General features: G+C 71.4%; 12 protein-coding genes and 1 pseudogene. 5 read left to right on the forward strand and 8 right to left on the reverse strand.

Annotation, left to right across the window (positions count from 1 at the left end):
• Positions 1–76 precede the first annotated feature (76 nt).
• From rsmG to ABZS40_RS14910, 4 genes and pseudogenes are all read left to right on the forward strand, one after another.
• Positions 77–787 (forward strand): 16S rRNA (guanine(527)-N(7))-methyltransferase RsmG, encoded by a 711-nt coding sequence (rsmG, locus tag ABZS40_RS14895; protein ID WP_354943948.1) that lies wholly within the window; start codon positions 77–79, stop codon positions 785–787.
• Positions 788–1042: 255 nt separating this feature from the next.
• Complete coding sequence (locus tag ABZS40_RS14900) at positions 1043–2368, forward strand: AAA family ATPase (protein WP_354943818.1); 1326 nt, start codon at positions 1043–1045, stop codon at positions 2366–2368.
• Between the two features lie 27 nt (positions 2369–2395).
• On the forward strand, positions 2396–3415 hold the full coding sequence (locus ABZS40_RS14905; protein ID WP_354943819.1) for a ParB/RepB/Spo0J family partition protein: 1020 nt from the start codon (positions 2396–2398) through the stop codon (positions 3413–3415).
• A gap of 1425 nt (positions 3416–4840) precedes the next feature.
• A pseudogene (locus tag ABZS40_RS14910) lies at positions 4841–5431 on the forward strand (hypothetical protein); the annotation flags it as partial.
• A 636-nt stretch (positions 5432–6067) separates the two neighbouring features.
• Here ABZS40_RS14910 and ABZS40_RS14915 read toward each other — a convergent pair.
• Complete coding sequence (locus tag ABZS40_RS14915) at positions 6068–7069, reverse strand: D-alanine--D-alanine ligase (RefSeq protein WP_354943820.1); 1002 nt, start codon at positions 7067–7069, stop codon at positions 6068–6070.
• 7 nt (positions 7070–7076) lie between these two features.
• Positions 7077–8390, reverse strand: coding sequence for a PLP-dependent aminotransferase family protein (locus ABZS40_RS14920; RefSeq protein WP_354943821.1), 1314 nt, complete (start codon positions 8388–8390; stop codon positions 7077–7079).
• Positions 8391–8683: 293 nt separating this feature from the next.
• Here ABZS40_RS14920 and ABZS40_RS14925 point away from each other — a divergent pair, with 293 nt between their 5' ends.
• Positions 8684–9349: a GNAT family N-acetyltransferase gene (locus tag ABZS40_RS14925; protein WP_091396576.1), complete on the forward strand. Its 666-nt coding sequence runs from the start codon at positions 8684–8686 to the stop codon at positions 9347–9349.
• A gap of 14 nt (positions 9350–9363) precedes the next feature.
• On the opposite strand, the gene ABZS40_RS14930 is transcribed toward ABZS40_RS14925, so the two are convergent.
• From ABZS40_RS14930 to ABZS40_RS14955, 6 genes are all read right to left on the reverse strand, one after another.
• Positions 9364–10527 (reverse strand): N-acetylmuramoyl-L-alanine amidase, encoded by a 1164-nt coding sequence (locus ABZS40_RS14930; RefSeq protein ID WP_354943822.1) that lies wholly within the window; start codon positions 10525–10527, stop codon positions 9364–9366.
• A gap of 171 nt (positions 10528–10698) precedes the next feature.
• Complete coding sequence (gene trxA / locus ABZS40_RS14935) at positions 10699–11022, reverse strand: thioredoxin (protein ID WP_030331849.1); 324 nt, start codon at positions 11020–11022, stop codon at positions 10699–10701.
• Positions 11023–11053: 31 nt separating this feature from the next.
• Positions 11054–12004, reverse strand: a complete 951-nt coding sequence (gene trxB / locus ABZS40_RS14940) for a thioredoxin-disulfide reductase (RefSeq protein WP_354943823.1) — start codon at positions 12002–12004, stop codon at positions 11054–11056.
• Between the two features lie 182 nt (positions 12005–12186).
• Complete coding sequence (locus tag ABZS40_RS14945; RefSeq protein WP_354943824.1) at positions 12187–13197, reverse strand: hypothetical protein; 1011 nt, start codon at positions 13195–13197, stop codon at positions 12187–12189.
• Entirely contained in the window at positions 13194–13904 is a 711-nt protein-coding gene (gene sigM / locus ABZS40_RS14950) for an RNA polymerase sigma factor SigM (protein ID WP_354943825.1), read from the reverse strand. The genes ABZS40_RS14945 and sigM overlap by 4 nt, the downstream gene beginning before the upstream one ends.
• 43 nt (positions 13905–13947) lie before the next feature.
• Positions 13948–15561: a protein kinase family protein gene (locus tag ABZS40_RS14955; RefSeq protein WP_354943826.1), complete on the reverse strand. Its 1614-nt coding sequence runs from the start codon at positions 15559–15561 to the stop codon at positions 13948–13950.
• Positions 15562–15690: the final 129 nt, after the last annotated feature.

Here is a 15690-nt window from a genome sequence, read left to right on the forward strand (position 1 = left end):
TGTCCGTCCCGCTCCCTTCGACGCCGACGCCGACTCGACCGGGCGTGACACCGCCCCGTCACCGGCCGACGCGGCGTTGCCACCCGAGCTGGCCCCGGCCGCGCTGACCCTCTTCGGTGACCGTCTCGACCTGGCCGCCGCGTACGCCGAACTGCTTGCCACCGACGGGGTGGTCCGCGGCCTGATCGGCCCCCGGGAGGCACCCCGCATCTGGGATCGGCACCTGCTCAACTGCGCTGCGGTCGCGGAGCGGATCCCGTCCGGCGCGACGGTGCTCGACGTCGGCTCCGGCGCCGGTCTGCCGGGTCTCGTCCTGGCCATCGCTCGCCCCGACCTCACTGTCACCCTGATCGAGCCGCTGGCCCGGCGGACGTCGTTCCTGATCGAGGTCGTCGAGCGACTCGGTCTGGCCAAGTCGGTGCGGGTGTTCCGTGGCCGGGCCGACGAGGCGGCCAGCGGGTCGAGCGGCCGGGAGCCGATCAGCGGAGACGTGGTGACTGCCCGCGCGGTCGCGCCCCTGGATCGGCTCGCGGGCTGGAGCCTTCCCCTGGCGGTTCGCGGTGGCCGGCTGCTGGCGCTCAAGGGCTCGTCCGCCGCGGCCGAGATCGAGGAGCACGCCGAGGTGGTCACGCGACTCGGCGGCGGAGAGCCGACCGTGCAGCTCTGCGGCGTCGGGGTGATCGACCCTCCCACCACGGTCGTGGAGATCGTGCGCGAGCGGATGGTCGGCCCGGCCCGCCCGACGGCCAAGAAGCGCGCCCGGGGTGGACGCTCCCGCCGAGGTTGACACTTCGCGCCATCGGGCTTCCGGCCGGTGGGTTGCCTCGTTGTACCGGTACGGATGGACGAGGGGATGAGAACCCGACGTGGACCGGCCGCGCCCGTCCGCCGTAGGCTGACCGCGCGTCGATAGTGTGGAGCGGGTGACGGACGTCGCGGGTCTCCGACCGCTCCCGCGGGCCGTACGCTCCGGGTTGCGGGCGAGGATGCGGCAAGTTGACCGGGGCGCGGACCGACCATCCGAAGCGGGCAGGGATGACAGGTGCATGACGACGGCAGGTACGACGATCCACGCGTGACCGGGTCGACCAGCGATCCCGTTTCACGTGAAACCGACTACCCAAGCTGGTCGCCCGGCGCGACCGGGCCATCGACCCGACCTACCGACGGCGATCCGCCGGCAGCGCTCGACCCGCCGTCGGGCGCAGGGCGGCCCGAGGGTTCGGCCATTCCGGAGCCGGCGACTGGTCGTCGGGCGCCGGAGGCGTCGAGTCGACCGGTCAACGCCGCCGAGGTGCGGTCGACCGCGGGTCGCCGTAACACCGCCGCAGCGGTTCGCTTCGAGCCGGCCGTTCCACACCAACCCACTGCGGCGGCCGTTCGGGACGCCGCGCCGGTGGTCGCCGACGCACCGGTCGCTTCGACCGAGTCGTTGGCTGCCGTGGCGGCCGACCCCACGTATGTTTCACGTGAAACCCCGACGCGCGAAGAGGATGACCCACCGTTGGCTATGGAGGCGATGCGCGCCGTGCAGATCCTGAATCCCAGTGGCGAGGTGACCATGCCTCGACCGGACCGGACCCGGGTCATGTGCGTCGCCAACCAGAAGGGTGGCGTGGGTAAGACCACCACCACCGTCAACCTTGCGGTGGCGCTCGCCCTGCACGGCAACCGGGTGCTCGTAGTCGACCTCGACCCGCAGGGCAACGCCTCGACCGGGCTCAACGTCCCGCACCACACCGGTATCCCCGACGTGTACGACTGCCTGATCAACAGCGTGCCGCTGGCCGAGGTGGCACAGGCGGTCGAGGGCATCCCCAACCTCTGGTGCGTACCCGCGACCATCGACCTGGCCGGCGCGGAGATCGAGCTGGTGTCGGTCGTGGCCCGGGAGACGCGCCTGGACCGGGCGATCGCTGCCTACCCGGGCGAGTTCGACTACGTCTTCATCGACTGCCCGCCCTCGCTCGGCCTGCTCACCGTCAACGCTCTGGTTGCCGCGCAGGAGGTGCTGATCCCGATCCAGTGCGAGTACTACGCGCTGGAAGGGCTCAACCAGCTGATCAACAACATCAACCTGGTACGCCAGCACCTCAACCCGAAGCTCGACGTCTCCACCATCCTGCTGACGATGTACGACCGCCGCACCCGGTTGGCCGACGCCGTCGAGCAGGACGTCCGGAACCACTTCGGCGACAAGGTCCTCCAGGCGGTCATCCCCCGTAACGTCCGGGTCTCCGAAGCGCCGAGCTACGGCCAGTCCGTGATGACCTACGATCCCGGTTCGCGGGGTGCCACGAGTTACTTCGAGGCCGCCCAGGAGATCGCCGAGCGGGGCGTCAAGGAGCCGGTGGGCCGGAATGCGTAGTGCGGACGAGTCGCTGGGAGGCGTGGCATGAAGAACCGTCCTCGGGGCGGTCTGGGTAGGGGCCTGGGCGCGCTGATCCCGACCGGGCCGGCGCCGGGTGCCGCTGGCACCGCGACGGCCGAGCCGGAGAACGAGCACCTGGACGACGACGGCGGCACCGACGCCGTCGCCGCTGTGCCCGCCGGAGCGCCAGTCCGCGAGCCGGAGCCCGTGCTGAGCCCGGTGCCCGGTGCTCGATTCGCCGAGATCCCGGTCGACGCGATCATGCCCAACCCGAAGCAGCCCCGCCAGGTCTTCGATGAGGAGGCGCTGGAGGAGCTGAAGACCTCGATCCAGGAGGTCGGCTTCCTCCAGCCCATCGTCGTTCGGCAGCTCGACGACGAGAAGTACGAACTGGTGATGGGCGAGCGGCGCTGGCGGGCCGCCCAGGCGGTGGGGCGGGAGAGCATCCCGGCGATCGTCCGGGACACCCGTGACGACGCCATGCTCCGCGACGCCCTGCTGGAGAACATCCACCGGGCCAACCTGAACCCTCTGGAAGAGGCCGCCGCCTACCAGCAACTGCTGGAGGAGTTCGGCGCCACCCACGAGGAGTTGGCCCGCCGGATTGGCCGGAGCCGCCCGCAGATCTCCAACACCATCCGACTGCTGAACCTGCCCGCGCAGGTGCAGCGCCGGGTTGCCGCCGGCATCCTCTCGGCGGGGCACGCCCGCGCTCTGCTGAGCCTCGACGAGGCGGAGGCGCAGGAACAGTTGGCCCTGCGGATCGTGGCCGAGGGACTGTCCGTTCGGGCGACCGAGGAGATCGTGGCCTTGGCGCTCAACGACGGGCCGGCGAAGGGCCAGGCCGCGAAACGACGACCCAAGGCGCACGCGCCGGCCCTGACCGATCTCGCCGATCGCCTGTCCGACCGGTTCGACACCCGCGTGAAGGTGGACATCGGCCGGAGCAAGGGCAAGATCACGATCGAGTTCGCGACGGTGGACGACCTTGAACGGATCGTCGGGATCATCGGAGTGCAACAGGAGGCGAGCGGGGAGGACTGACCCCCGCTCGCCCACGGCCGCGCCACCCATTGGGGGCGCGGCCGTTCTGCGTTCCGGGGTCGTCGCGTTTCACGTGAAACAGCCGGCGGCTCTGATTCAGCGGATCGACAGGCCCTGCGGTTCGTCGTCGTCCTCGGCTCGCCCAGCCAACCCGGTGTCCCTCTCTGGCGGCAGGAGGCGTCGGCGGAGAGCGGTGGGGCGGGATGGGGCCGGTCGCGCCCAGCCCGCACGCGCGACAGCACAATCGGCGGTCGGCGGTCGGCGGTCGGCGGACAGGGGCCTGAGGACTGCGGACTGCGGACGGCGGGGCGCGGACTGCGGTCGGCGGGGCGCGATGGCGGTGGGCGCGGTGTTGGGCGACGAACCCCCGCTTGCGAGCTGCTTCTGGCGGAGCGGATGCCGTGGCGGGCGTCCGGTGGCGGCCCTGAGTGGGTGCGGCACCGCGCGGACCTCTACACGCGTCGCAGAAGGCTCGTTGATGGTCCACTCGCCCGCAACCACCCCCTGCGTCGATCAAAGCGCCAGCGAGCCGCTGAGTGCCGCAAAACGGCATCTCCGTGGTCATCGCAGGGGGGCGGAGGCTCCCGATCGCGTTCAATCTGGCGGAGCAGCCTCGCAACGACCTTGGTGGGAGTCCGCGCCGCTGGACCGTCGGACCGCAAGAACTGGGGTGTACGAGCGATAGGCCAGTGGCAGTTCGGCCCCGGACTGCCGGCTCGCCTTCGCTGCCCGGCCCGGACCGCCGGACTCACTTCGCCGCCTTGCGCGCCGTTTCACGTGAAACCGAGTCAGCGCCTCGGTAGCCCTGATCGAAACCACGGGGGTCGGAGCGGCGGTCAAGCGGAGTCGCTCCCCGTCTCATACGCTCGACACCGGTGATGCGAACCGACCTCCCCGCCTTTGGGCATCCGGAGCGTCCGGGCGTCCGGGGCATCCGGGCGTCCGGAGCGTCCGGGCATCCGGGCGTCCAGGCCGCAAGGGCCGAGGTCTGTGCTGACACGGGTCCGCTAACGAGCCAGGGCCGTCACCACTGACGCGTGCCAAACGGGCCAGTGAGGGGCTATCGGCGGCTGGGTGCCGCGCCGGCGGCGGCATGCGGTGCCGATCGGAGGGCCCTCGTTCAATTCCGTCCCCGGTGGCCGTCGGCGCCGTCCATTTGCGGTTCGCGGACAACGACCGACCGGCCGAAAAGTTATCCACACCGGTTGTCCACAGGCACCCCCCGTTTCACGTGAAACAGCGCGTGGGAGCGGGTGTGAGCCTGTGGATGACGGCCTGTGTTCAGGATCTCGGCAGCCTGTGGATATCGCCTCTCGGTGCCCGCGCGACCACGCGGACCTGATCGACGGCGGGCACCGATCCGGTCGCCCGGGACCGCTCGAACAGGTAGGGACAGCGGTGCCAGACTCGGTTAGGGTCAGCGTCGTGCACGACAACCCTCCCTCAGTCCCGGACTTCACCCAGTGGCCGTCATTTCCCTTCGAGGGTGACCTCCACGTGAAGCAACTCGATGATCCGGTCCCGGTCGAACCGCCCCGGAAGGGCGAGGGTCTCCGGGAATGCACCGCCTGCAACGCGCCCGACGACGCCTACATCTGGGTGGGCGAGCGGTGGCGGGTCCGCGCCATGGACCGGCCCACCGGCCTGCCCATGGTGCTCATCCTGGAATCGCGCACCCACCTCGACCTCGGCGACCTGCCGAACCTGCTGGCCGCCGAGCTGGGGGTGATGACCGTACGTCTGGAGCGGGCCATCCGGTCACTCGACGGCGTGGCGCGGGTGCACGTCAATCGCTGGGGCGACGGCTCGGCTCATCTGCACATGTGGTTCCTCGCCCGCCCATACGGCCGCCTTCAGCTGCGGGGCACGTTCCTTTCTCTGTGGGACTCGATCCTGCCGCCGATCTCCGAGGCACAGTGGCGGGAAAATCTGGCGCTCGTCGCCGCCTGGCTCGCCGAGTTCGGTGGCCGCCCGCTCGCCGAGCCGCCCCGCATCCAGTGGCAGGCGCCGTCCAGTCTGCTGGCCCAGTCCGCTGCCGCGGATGCCGCTGCCGCAGCGGAGGCCGCCTCAGCGGCAGCAGCCGGAACGGAGTCGGTCTCGGTCATCGAGGCGGCGGAGGAGATCCCGGAACCAGCGCTCGACTCCACTCCCGATCCGACCGACGCCGACAGCGGGCCCCCGGCCGATCCGGTCGTGGACCCGGATGCTGATGCCGGCTCGACGACGACCACCGTTCCCGGCCGGACGGCTGAACCCGCCCGGGCTGGCACGGTCACCGGGCCGGCGGCTGAACCCGCTCGGACGGCATCCGCCGCCGATCTGCCCGGCACCTCGGCCGCCGTCGCCCGGGACTCCACCGCCGCAGCACCCGACGGCGCTACCACGACGGCCACCGACGGACTCCACGTCGGCCCGGCAAGTGAAAGCGCCGACGAGGTTCCCGCCAACCCGGCCGCGTCCGAGCCGGCCAACGGGGAGGCCGTCAGCAAGGACATCCCCGAGAACGGCGTCGGAGGCACCGGCACTCCGGGCCCAGCTGCGCGCGCCAACGGCAGCGACACACCCGACGTACGCGCGACCCACTGAACTGACGACCATGAGGTTGACGCCGACAGGCCAACCTCATGGTCGTCCGACGGGTTGGCGGGTAGGTCAGTGCTTGGTGAGGCGGGCGGCTGCTCGGGCGACCAGGGTGCCGAGGAGTCGGCCGAAGTCCAGCCCGGCCGCCTGCACGGCGAGCGGAAGCAGTGACGTCTCCGTCATGCCGGGCGAGACGTTGACCTCCAGCACGTGCGGCTGGCCGGCCGCGTCCACGATCACGTCGACGCGGGAGAGATCCCGTAGACCGAGCGCTGTGTGCGCGGCGAGGGCCACGTCGGCGACAGTGGCAGCCACCTCCGGGTCCAGCCGGGCCGGGGCGTGCCAGGTGGTCCGTCCCGCGGTGTAGCGGGCGGCATAGTCGTACACGCCGTTGGGCGGCACGATCTCCACCGGCGGCAGCGCCTGCGGGCCGTCGCCGAGGTCGACGACGGAGACCGCCACATCAATCCCCGGCACGTACCGCTCCACCAGCGCCGTGGAGTAGTACGCGAAGCAGCCGACCATCGCGGCGGGCAGCGCGGCCGCGTCCCGGACCACAGCCCCGCCCAGCCCGGACCCGCCCTGTGCCGGCTTCACCATCAGGGGTACGCCCAGGCGGTCGACGATCCGGTCCAGGACGGCGACCGCGCCAAGCTCGGAGAAACGATCGTGTGGAAGCGCCACCCAGTCGGGGGTGGGGATGCCGGCCTCGCGGAGCACCGCCTTGGCCGAGGGCTTGTCCCAGGCGACCCGGGAGGCCCGAGCGTCGCAGCCGACGTACGGAACGTCGCACAGATCCAGCACCCCGCGCAGTGACCCGTCCTCGCCGGTCGCACCGTGCAGTGCGATCACCACCGCGTCCGGCGGGTCGGCCGCGAGCGCCGGCAGTAGCGCGACGTCAGCGTCTCGCAGCTCGGCCTCCACCCCGACGGCGCGCAGCGCGTCGAGCACCCGACGACCGGAGCGCAGCGACACGTCCCGTTCGTAGGAGAGCCCACCGGCGAGCACCACGACGCGCAGGTCGGCCGAGATGGCGGAATCGGTCACGAGGAGGTGCTCGGCGGTCGTACCCATGCCGGCATCATGCCAAGTCGGGCCCGGGCACGTCGGAGCCGGCCCGGCCGCGTCGGCTGGCGGCGCCACCCACGGCACCGAAGACCCGGCGCATCGCGATTTCCTGCTCCATCACACCGGCCAGCCGGCGGACGCCCTCGCGGATCCGCTCCGGCGGCGGGAAGCTGAAGTTGAGCCGCATGGCGTCGGTGCCGGTGCCGTCGGCGTAGAAGCCGGTGCCGGGAACGTAGGCCACCCGGGCGGCGACCGCTCGCGGCATCATGGCCTTCGAGTCGAGCCCGTCGGGCAGGCTGGCCCACACGAAGAGACCGCCGGCCGGTGTGGTCCAGCTGGTGCCCTCGGGCATCAGGTCGGCCATCGCGTCGAGCAGAGCGTCCCGGCGTTCCCGGTAGACCTCGCGATAGACCTTGAGCTGCTGCCGCCAGGGCATCGTGCTCAGATAGGTGGCCACCGCGGCCTGGGCGAAACCGCTGGGGCAGAGGATCTGCGCCTCGCTGGCGATGACCAGTTTGTCGCGGACCGCGTGCGGCGCCAGGATCCAGCCGACCCGCAGCCCGGGGGCGAAGGTCTTGGAGAACGTGCTGAGGTAGAAGACGCCGTCGCGGCGGCGGGCCCGCAGGGGGGCCGGGGCCTCACCCTCGAACCCCAGTTGGCCGTACGGGTCGTCCTCGACGACGAGCAGCCCGGCGCGCTCGCAGATGTCGAGCACCCGTTCCCGGCGCTCCTCGCTGAGCGTCACGCCGGTCGGGTTCTGGTAGGTGGGGATCGTGTAGAGGAACTTGACCCGCCGGCCCGCGCGGGCCAGGTCGGCGATGGCCGTCTCCAGTGCCTCCGGGATCAGCCCGTCCGCATCCATCGGTACGTGGACGACCTGCGCCTGGGCGGCCTGAAACACGCCGAGCGCACCGACGTACGTCGGCCCCTCGGCGAGCACCACGTCTCCCGGGTCGAGGAAGAGCCGGGCCACCAGGTCCAGTGCCTGCTGCCCGCCCACGGTGACCACGACGTCCTCCGGGGAGGCCCCGCACGCGGCGTCGATCCCGGAGAGCGACATGACCTCGCAGATCCGCTCGCGCAGCTCGAGGGTGCCCTGACCGATGCCGTACTGGAGGGTGGTCACGCCGTGCTCGGAGCCGAGCCGGCCGAGCATCTCGCCGACCGCGTCCAGGGGGAGGGCTGCGATGTACGGTGCGCCACCGGCGAGCGAGACGACCTCCGGACGACTGGCCACCGCGAACAGTGCTCGGATCTCGGAGGCGGTCATCCCGCGTACCCGCCGGGCGTACCGGTCGGTGTAGTCGTCGAGTGTCGTGCCGGTCATGACCTCACCTCGATCGCTGCTCGAGTGGCTCCGCCCCGGGTACCCCGCACACCGCTGACCATGGCGGCGGACACACCGATTGTCGATCCTAGTCCGCCAGAGTCGTGCTGCCGCCGTGCCGAGGCAGATCGACCACATGGCGGACCTTCCTCGGCGTCCCCCGCTGAGGTGGGCATCTGCGCGTCCCCTCCCGTATCGCCGATCGGCGGCGTACGATCGCTCGTCGGGGCAGGAAGGCGGCGCTGTCGTTCCATGCCGCTCTCACCACCGAGCCTATTGTGGGGATGCGCCATATGTCGCGACGTCTGGTCAGCCTGACCCTCGACACGTTGGAAGACCTCCCGCGCCCGTGCCGGCAGTGCGTCTACTGGGAGCTCGATCCGGTCTCCGCGGACCGGGCCTGCGCCGCTGGCGATCCGGGCCTGGAGAAGGAGGCATGGGTCTCCCAGACGCTGCTGGAGTGGGGCTCCTGCGGCAAACTCGCGTACGTCGACGGCATGCCGGCCGGCTTCGTGATGTACGCCCCGCCCGCCTACGTGCCCCGTTCGATGGCGTTCCCGACCTCACCGGTCTCGGCGGACGCGGCACTGTTGATGACCGCCAACGTGGTCGCCGCGTTCTCCGGCGGCGGGTTGGGCCGGATGCTGGTGCAGGGTGTCGCCCGGGATCTGACCAAGCGGGGGATCAAGGCCATCGAGGCGTTCGGCGACGCCAAGTTCGGCGACGCGGACGACCCCGCCGGCGGTTGCGTGGCCCCTGTCGACTTCTTCCTCTCCGTAGGCTTCAAGACCGTACGTCCGCATCCGCGCTTCCCCCGGTTACGCCTTGAGCTGCGTACGGCGCTGAGCTGGAAGTCCGACGTCGAGTACGCGCTGGAGAAGCTGCTCGGCTCGATGAGCCCGGAGACCCTGCTCCGACCGGTACGTCCCGCCCCGGCCACCCGCTCCACCAACGGCTGACTCCCGGCGGCGAATCAGTCCACGACAGTGCCGGCGGTCACCACTGCACGCAGTTCGCTGACGTCGAGCGATCCCGTCGGGACATCTCGTTCGATCGGGTAGTACATCCGCTGCACCGCGGCCACGATCGCCTCCACCACCCGGTCCCGAAAGCGGGGGTCGACCAGGTGGGCGCGGTCCGTCGGCGAGGTGAGATAGCCGACCTCGACCCGGACGGCGGGCATCCGTGTCAGCCGCAGCAACTCCCACGTCTTGGCGTGGGTACGGCAGTCCCGCAGCCCGGTGCGGGCGACGATCTCCCGCTGCACCAGCCCGGCCAGGCGTTCACCGGTCGCCGAGGTCACCCCGTTGTCGGTGCCGTAGTGGTAGGTCGCGACGCCCTCCGCGCTCGGGTTGGCGTGACCGTCCAGGTGCAGCGAGATGAACACGTCGGCCCCGAGCGAGTTGGCTAGCAGGGCCCGGTCGGCGTCCGGCAGGCAACTGTCGGGCGACGGGCCCCGGGTGAGCTGCACTCGCACCCCGGTGGCGGCGAGCCGCCCCTCCAGTCGGCTGGCCAGGTCGTGCATCAGGTCCGCCTCGGTCCAGCGCAGCGAGCCGTCGGGCACCACCATCCCGGGATCGGTGCCGCCGTGGCCCGGGTCGATGACGACCGTCTTGCCGACCAGCGCCGGCCCGGACTGCCGGATCGCGTCGGATTCGCGGAGCCACTGCGGGCGGCCGCCGACCACCTTGCGGCCGATCCGGCGGAGCGCGTTCATCGTGTGAGGGCCGCAGGAGCCGTCGGGGGTGAGCCCGACCTCACGCTGGAACTGCGCCACCGCCCGCGACGTCCGGACACCGTAGATGGCGTCCGCGCGGCCCACGTCGTACCCCATCTCCAGCAGTCGCTCCTGCAGCGACCGGACGTCCTCGCCGGTGAGCGGCTCGGGGACCGCGTGGTAGAGGGTGCGGGCGCCGAGCCGCCAACGGGCGGCATCCAGGGCACGCCAGGTCTCCGCGCCGACCCGGCCGTCCACACTGAGCCCTCGCGACTGCTGGAACGCGCGGACCGCCCGCTCGGTGTCGAGGTCGAACTCGTCGGTCTGCGGGCCGGCGGCGGCCAGCAGTTCGAGGCCGGTCAGGATGGTACGGATCTCCGTGACCGCGGGTCCCCGGTCACCGGGTCGGATCGGACGCACGCACGACCCCCTCTGCACGACGCTGGCTGGCCGGGCGGCCCAGGCTTGAGGCTATGCGTTCTCCGGCGGCGAGGTGGCTGGGGCCGAGAAATACGTCGGCGGTACGGCCGGGAAGACACCGAACCCCGCACCCGGCGAGCGGGTACGGGGTTTGGTTGGTGTTTCTGCTGGTCAGAGGGCCGATTCGATGAGCCGGACCAGCTCGCCCTTCGGCTTGGCGCCGGCGATCGACTGCACCGGCTGGCCGTTCTTGAAGACGGTGAGCGTCGGCACCGACATCACCCGGTAGGCCCGGGCGGTCTCCGGGTTCTCGTCGATGTTGAGCTTGACGATGGTGACCTGGTCACCCATCTCCCGGGCGATCTCCTCGAGCAGCGGCGACACCTTGCGGCACGGCCCGCACCACTCCGCCCAGAAGTCCACCAGCACCGGCTTGTCGGCCTGCAGCACGTCAGCGACGAAGCTCTTGTCGGTGACCGCCTTGGTTGTTCCCACTATGCCCCTCCTCCGGGATGTGTTCCTTGGTTCAGCTGAGCGTCGCGATGAACCGCTCGGCGTCGAGCGCGGCGGCACAACCGGTGCCGGCCGCGGTGATCGCCTGACGGTAGGTGTGGTCGACCAGGTCACCGGCGGCGAAGACGCCGGGGATGTTGGTGCGGGTGCTCGGGGCGTGGACCTTCACGTAGCCCTCGTCGTCCATCTCGACCTGGCCCTGGAACAGCTCGCTGCGGGGGTCGTGACCGATGGCGACGAAGACGCCGGTCACGTCCATCACAGTGGTGTCACCGGTGTGCACGTTGCGGACGCGTACGCCGGTGACCTTGCCGTCCTCGCCGAGGATCTCCTCGACGGCGCTGTTCCACTCGACCTTGATCTTCTCGTTGCTCAACGCCCGGTCGGCCATGATCTTGCTGGCCCGGAACGAGTCGCGGCGGTGGATGATGGTGACCGATTCGGCGAAGCGGGTGAGGAAGCTGGCCTCCTCCATCGCCGAGTCGCCGCCGCCGACGACCACGATGTGCTGATTGCGGAAGAAGAAGCCGTCGCAGGTGGCGCAGGAGGAGACGCCGTGGCCCAGGAATTCCTGCTCACCGGGCACGCCCAGCGGCCGCCAGGCCGAACCGGTGGAGAGGATGATGGATCGGGCCCGGTAGGCGGTCTCGCCAACCCAGACGGTGCTCACCGCGCCGGAGCCGGCATCGCCGGTGTCCACCAGCTCGACCCGGGTCACGTCGTCGGTGAGGAACTCGGCGCCGAACCGCTCGGCCTGCTTGCGCATGTTGTCCATCAGCTCGGGGCCGAGGATGCCGTCGGCGAAGCCGGGGAAGTTTTCCACCTCGGTCGTGGTCATCAGCGCGCCACCGGACTGCACGCCCTCAATGATCAGCGGCTTCAGGTTGGCACGTGCGGCGTAGACCGCCGCTGTGTAGCCGGCCGGCCCGGAGCCGATGATGATCAGGTTGCGGACCTCGTCCACTGCCGTCTCCCGAGTGTGTGTGTTCGGCGTCGGCGCGAGCACCGATGCTGATCCGAGTCGCCGACGCCTGGGTGGGGCCGGCAGCTGACTTCCAGAACGTCATCGTACGAACCGGGGATTCCCGAGCCGGGCATCCGGTGGGTCAGGTCACGTGGGGGGTCATCGTGCCATTGACCGTGGATTCACCCTACCCGCGCCGAATACCGCCTGTCCGAGCCGGACCCAGGCACTCCGCACTCCGGACCACTCACCCAGGCCCACCGCGCTCCGGCCGCGTCGGTGAAGTGGATGACCAGCGCCTGATCGCCCTGGAACCGCGCGTAGTCGATCACCTCGACCACCAGTGGGGCCGACCCGTGTTCCGCCGCGACGCTGGCCAGACAGCTGGTCAGCGCGGCCTCGTCGGTCAGCCGGGCCAGCTGGTCCGACCCGTCGGGAGAGGGATAGCGTCCGCCCTCGGCAGCCCGCTCCGGCTGCTCGTCCGGGGTGTTGCCGGTCGCTCGGCTGGCAGCCGCTGTGCTTGGCGCGTCCGTGCCATAGGCGTTGCCGAGGGTGCGCGGGGTGTAGTTCGTACCACTGCGCAGCGCCGGCCCGGTGGTGCGGGCCGTCCCGGCCCCCGCGGCGGCTTCCGGTGCGCTGGCCGGCTGATTCATGGCGTTGGTGCCACCGGAGTCGTCCGACGCCGGCATCGAGAGCTGGTTGAGGCCCAGCGCGACGGCGATGACGGCGATCGCGGCGGCGGCCACGGGTGCGCCTCGGCGGGCCCAGCCGCGCTGGCGGCGGCCCGGACCGGTGGACGCCCAGCGCCCCGACCCGGCGGGGGTGGGGACGGGCGGACGACGACCGGCCCCGCCCTGCGCCGGTACGACCGACGGCGTCGCCCCGTCGCCGTCCCGATCGGCGGCGGGTGCCTCCTCGGTCGAGGTGTCGTTCGTCGGCTCCGCGCCGGCCAGCGCGGCCAGGAGGCGGTCGGTGATCGCCGACGGCATCTCCGGGGCCGGCTCGGCCCAGCGGGTCAGGTCCGTGCGGACCTCGGTCACGGCGGGGGCCAGCAGCGCGTAAGCCTCGGCCCAGGACGGGTCCGCGGAGACCAGTTGGGCGACCTCGTCCTGCTGCGCGGTGCCGTCCAACGCCCCGCCGAGGTAGTCAGCGAGGAGGTCGGCGTCGACCTCCCGGAACCCCTCGGTCGTCACGTGTCCTCCTGGTTGGCGTCCCGCCGGTATCGACCTGACCCCGATCCGACGCCCTCCACCGGGCCGGGGTTCCCCGGGGTGACGCCGGGCACGCCCGAGATCGGGGCGGCGGCGTCCGGTCGGGCCGAGGGCGTCGCGACGGCGGTGGGGCGGAGATGCCCGAGCAGCACGGCCAGCCGCGCCCGGCCCCGGGCACACCGACTCTTCACAGTGCCCTCGGCGACGCCGAGGATGCGGGCGACCTCGGCGACCGGATAGCCCTGCACATCGACCAGCACCAGCGCGGCGCGTTGCTCCAGGGGCAGCGCGGCGAGCGCCTCACGGACCACCAGCACGGTGTCGTGGTCCGTTGCCGGTGCCGCCGGCTCGAGCCCGCCGGTGCCGTCGTCGGCCCGGTTGCCGTCCGGCAACGGCACCGTGGGGTGCGCCTGCCGGCGTCGAATCCGGTCCAGGCAGGCGTTGACCACGATCCGGTGCAGCCAGGTGGTCACGGCGGAGTCGCCGCGGAAGCGGGCCGCGGCCCGATGCGCCGACAGCAGGGCGTCCTGGAGTGCGTCGGCTGCCTCCTCGCGGTCGCCGAGCGTCCGCAGGGCCACCGCCCACAACCGGTCGCGGTGCCTGCGGAACAACTCGGCGAAGGCGTCCCGGTCTCCGGCGACGTGCGCGCGCAGCAGCTCCAGGTCGCTTGCGGCGGCGCGCCCGTCCATCACCGCCTCCAGAGCATGCGGTGCCCGGATCGTGGTGCCCAGCTCACGACCCCTGGACCGTGATCTCCTGCACCCCCAGCTTGAACTTGGATGCACCCTCGGCCGGAGGCAACTCGGTGATCCAGAACAGCAGGTACTGGTATTTCTGGTCGGCGTCGAAGCCGTTGAACGTCATTGTGGTGCCGTCGTGGTCCTCGAACGGCTGGCCGATGGCGGTCTTGTAGCTCGCGACCAACTGCTTGTCACCGTTGGAGCTGGACTCCGGGTTGGTCGTGCCGGCGAACAGTTGGGCGGACGCGCCGGTGGCCGACAGCACCGCCTGCACCGACTTGACGGTGTGCGGCTCGCCGAGGTCGAGCCAGACGCCCATGCCCTTCTTCAGGTTGCCGAAGTTGGGCTTGTTGTCGTAGGTCTCGGTCTCCCAGCCCTTGTCGTCGTCACCGTCGATGACCTTCTCGGCGTCCTTTACCTCGCTGCGGTTCTTGCTGTCCGGGTCGATGATCCGGACGTCCTTCACTGTCAGCTTGCGCGCCGCCACGGCGGCCGGGGTGGCGTCGCCGGCCGGTGCACTGGAGGTCGGCGCGGCGGCCGGGGTGGGCTGCGGGTCCTCGTCGTCGCCGCCCAACGCGATGATCCCGATCAGCAGACCGACCAGGGCGACGGCCAGCAGACCGGCGATGCCGACGGCGACCTTGCGACCGCCGGCCGCGGCCAGCGGCGACGGCTCTTCCCCGGTCTCGGCGGCGAACCGCAGCGGCCCGCTGTTGTCGAGGTAGTGGTCGTCCTCGGCCGGCACGTCCAGTCGCGCCAACTCGGCGGCGAGCACGTCGGAGGACGGCGGCGCGATCTCGGAGTCGAGCAGATCCATGGTCAGGTCGTCCAGGTACGCCGGAACGCCCGCCCGCACCTGGCGGGGTGCCGCGATGGCGCCCCCGGCGTCCCGAACAGCGTCCGGGATGGCGGCGCGGCCGTGGCCGGCGGTGGCGCCGTGCAGTGGCGCCTCGGCGTGCGGCCAGGAACCGGTCAGCGCGAAGTAGAGGACACCGCCGACCGCCCGGATGTCGTTCTCCTGGCTGTCGGCGCCGTCGGTGCGGGCGTCGGCCAGGACCACCCGGCCCTCGTCGCTGATCATGACGGTGCCCGGGTGGACGTTGCCGTGCACCATGCCGGTGGCGTGCACCGCGGCGAGCGCGCTCGCGACGGCGTTGCCGATGGCAGTGGCCCGAGCCGGATCCAGGGGGCCGTCGGTCGCCAGGTCCCGCAGGGACTGCCCGTCGACCCACTCGCGCACCACGTACGCCCGGTCGGCCTCGTCGATAGCGTCGTAGACGCCGACCAGATTGGGGTGGATGACCCGGCTGGCCGCCACAGCGGCCTGAAGCATCTCGGTGGCGGAGTCGCCACCGGGGTAACGCAGCACCACGGCAACGGGACGGCGCAGGATGACGTCGACCCCGCGCCAGACCAGCCGACCCGCACTGTCGTTGTTGATGTGCTCAACCAGCTCGTATCGCTCGGCGAGGACTTCACCGGCCGTGGGAGCACCGAAGGTCATGACCGGAGGAGCGCTTTCGTCCGCCTCCTGACCCTCGCCGACCTGGGTCACCCGTCCTCCCTCGGTGATCGTGTCGATCGATGAACCCGAACTGCTGGGCATGTGGCTTCCCGCTCTGCCGTTGAAGGAACCGGCCGACCGGTGTCGACGCCCAGCGTCGGCCCCTGCCGTATCCGTCGAGAGCGACCTTACCCGGGTTGCCCGTCTCTCCGACATGTCATCTTCCCGCCG

Source organism: Micromonospora sp. NPDC005324 (genome assembly GCF_040607155.1).
GTDB lineage: Bacteria > Actinomycetota > Actinomycetes > Mycobacteriales > Micromonosporaceae > Micromonospora > Micromonospora trifolii.

Bases quoted from the DNA above. Each gene is read 5' to 3' on its own strand.
- ABZS40_RS14905 (WP_354943819.1), top strand. From the start codon at position 2,396: ATGAAGAACCGTCCTCGGGGCGGTCTGGGTAGGGGCCTGGGCGCGCTG.
- ABZS40_RS14920 (WP_354943821.1), bottom strand. From the start codon at position 8,390: ATGACCGGCACGACACTCGACGACTACACCGACCGGTACGCCCGGCGG.
- ABZS40_RS14955 (WP_354943826.1), bottom strand. From the start codon at position 15,561: ATGCCCAGCAGTTCGGGTTCATCGATCGACACGATCACCGAGGGAGGA.
- ABZS40_RS14915 (WP_354943820.1), bottom strand. From the start codon at position 7,069: ATGGGTACGACCGCCGAGCACCTCCTCGTGACCGATTCCGCCATCTCG.
- ABZS40_RS14925 (WP_091396576.1), top strand. From the start codon at position 8,684: ATGTCGCGACGTCTGGTCAGCCTGACCCTCGACACGTTGGAAGACCTC.
- sigM (WP_354943825.1), bottom strand. From the start codon at position 13,904: ATGGACGGGCGCGCCGCCGCAAGCGACCTGGAGCTGCTGCGCGCGCAC.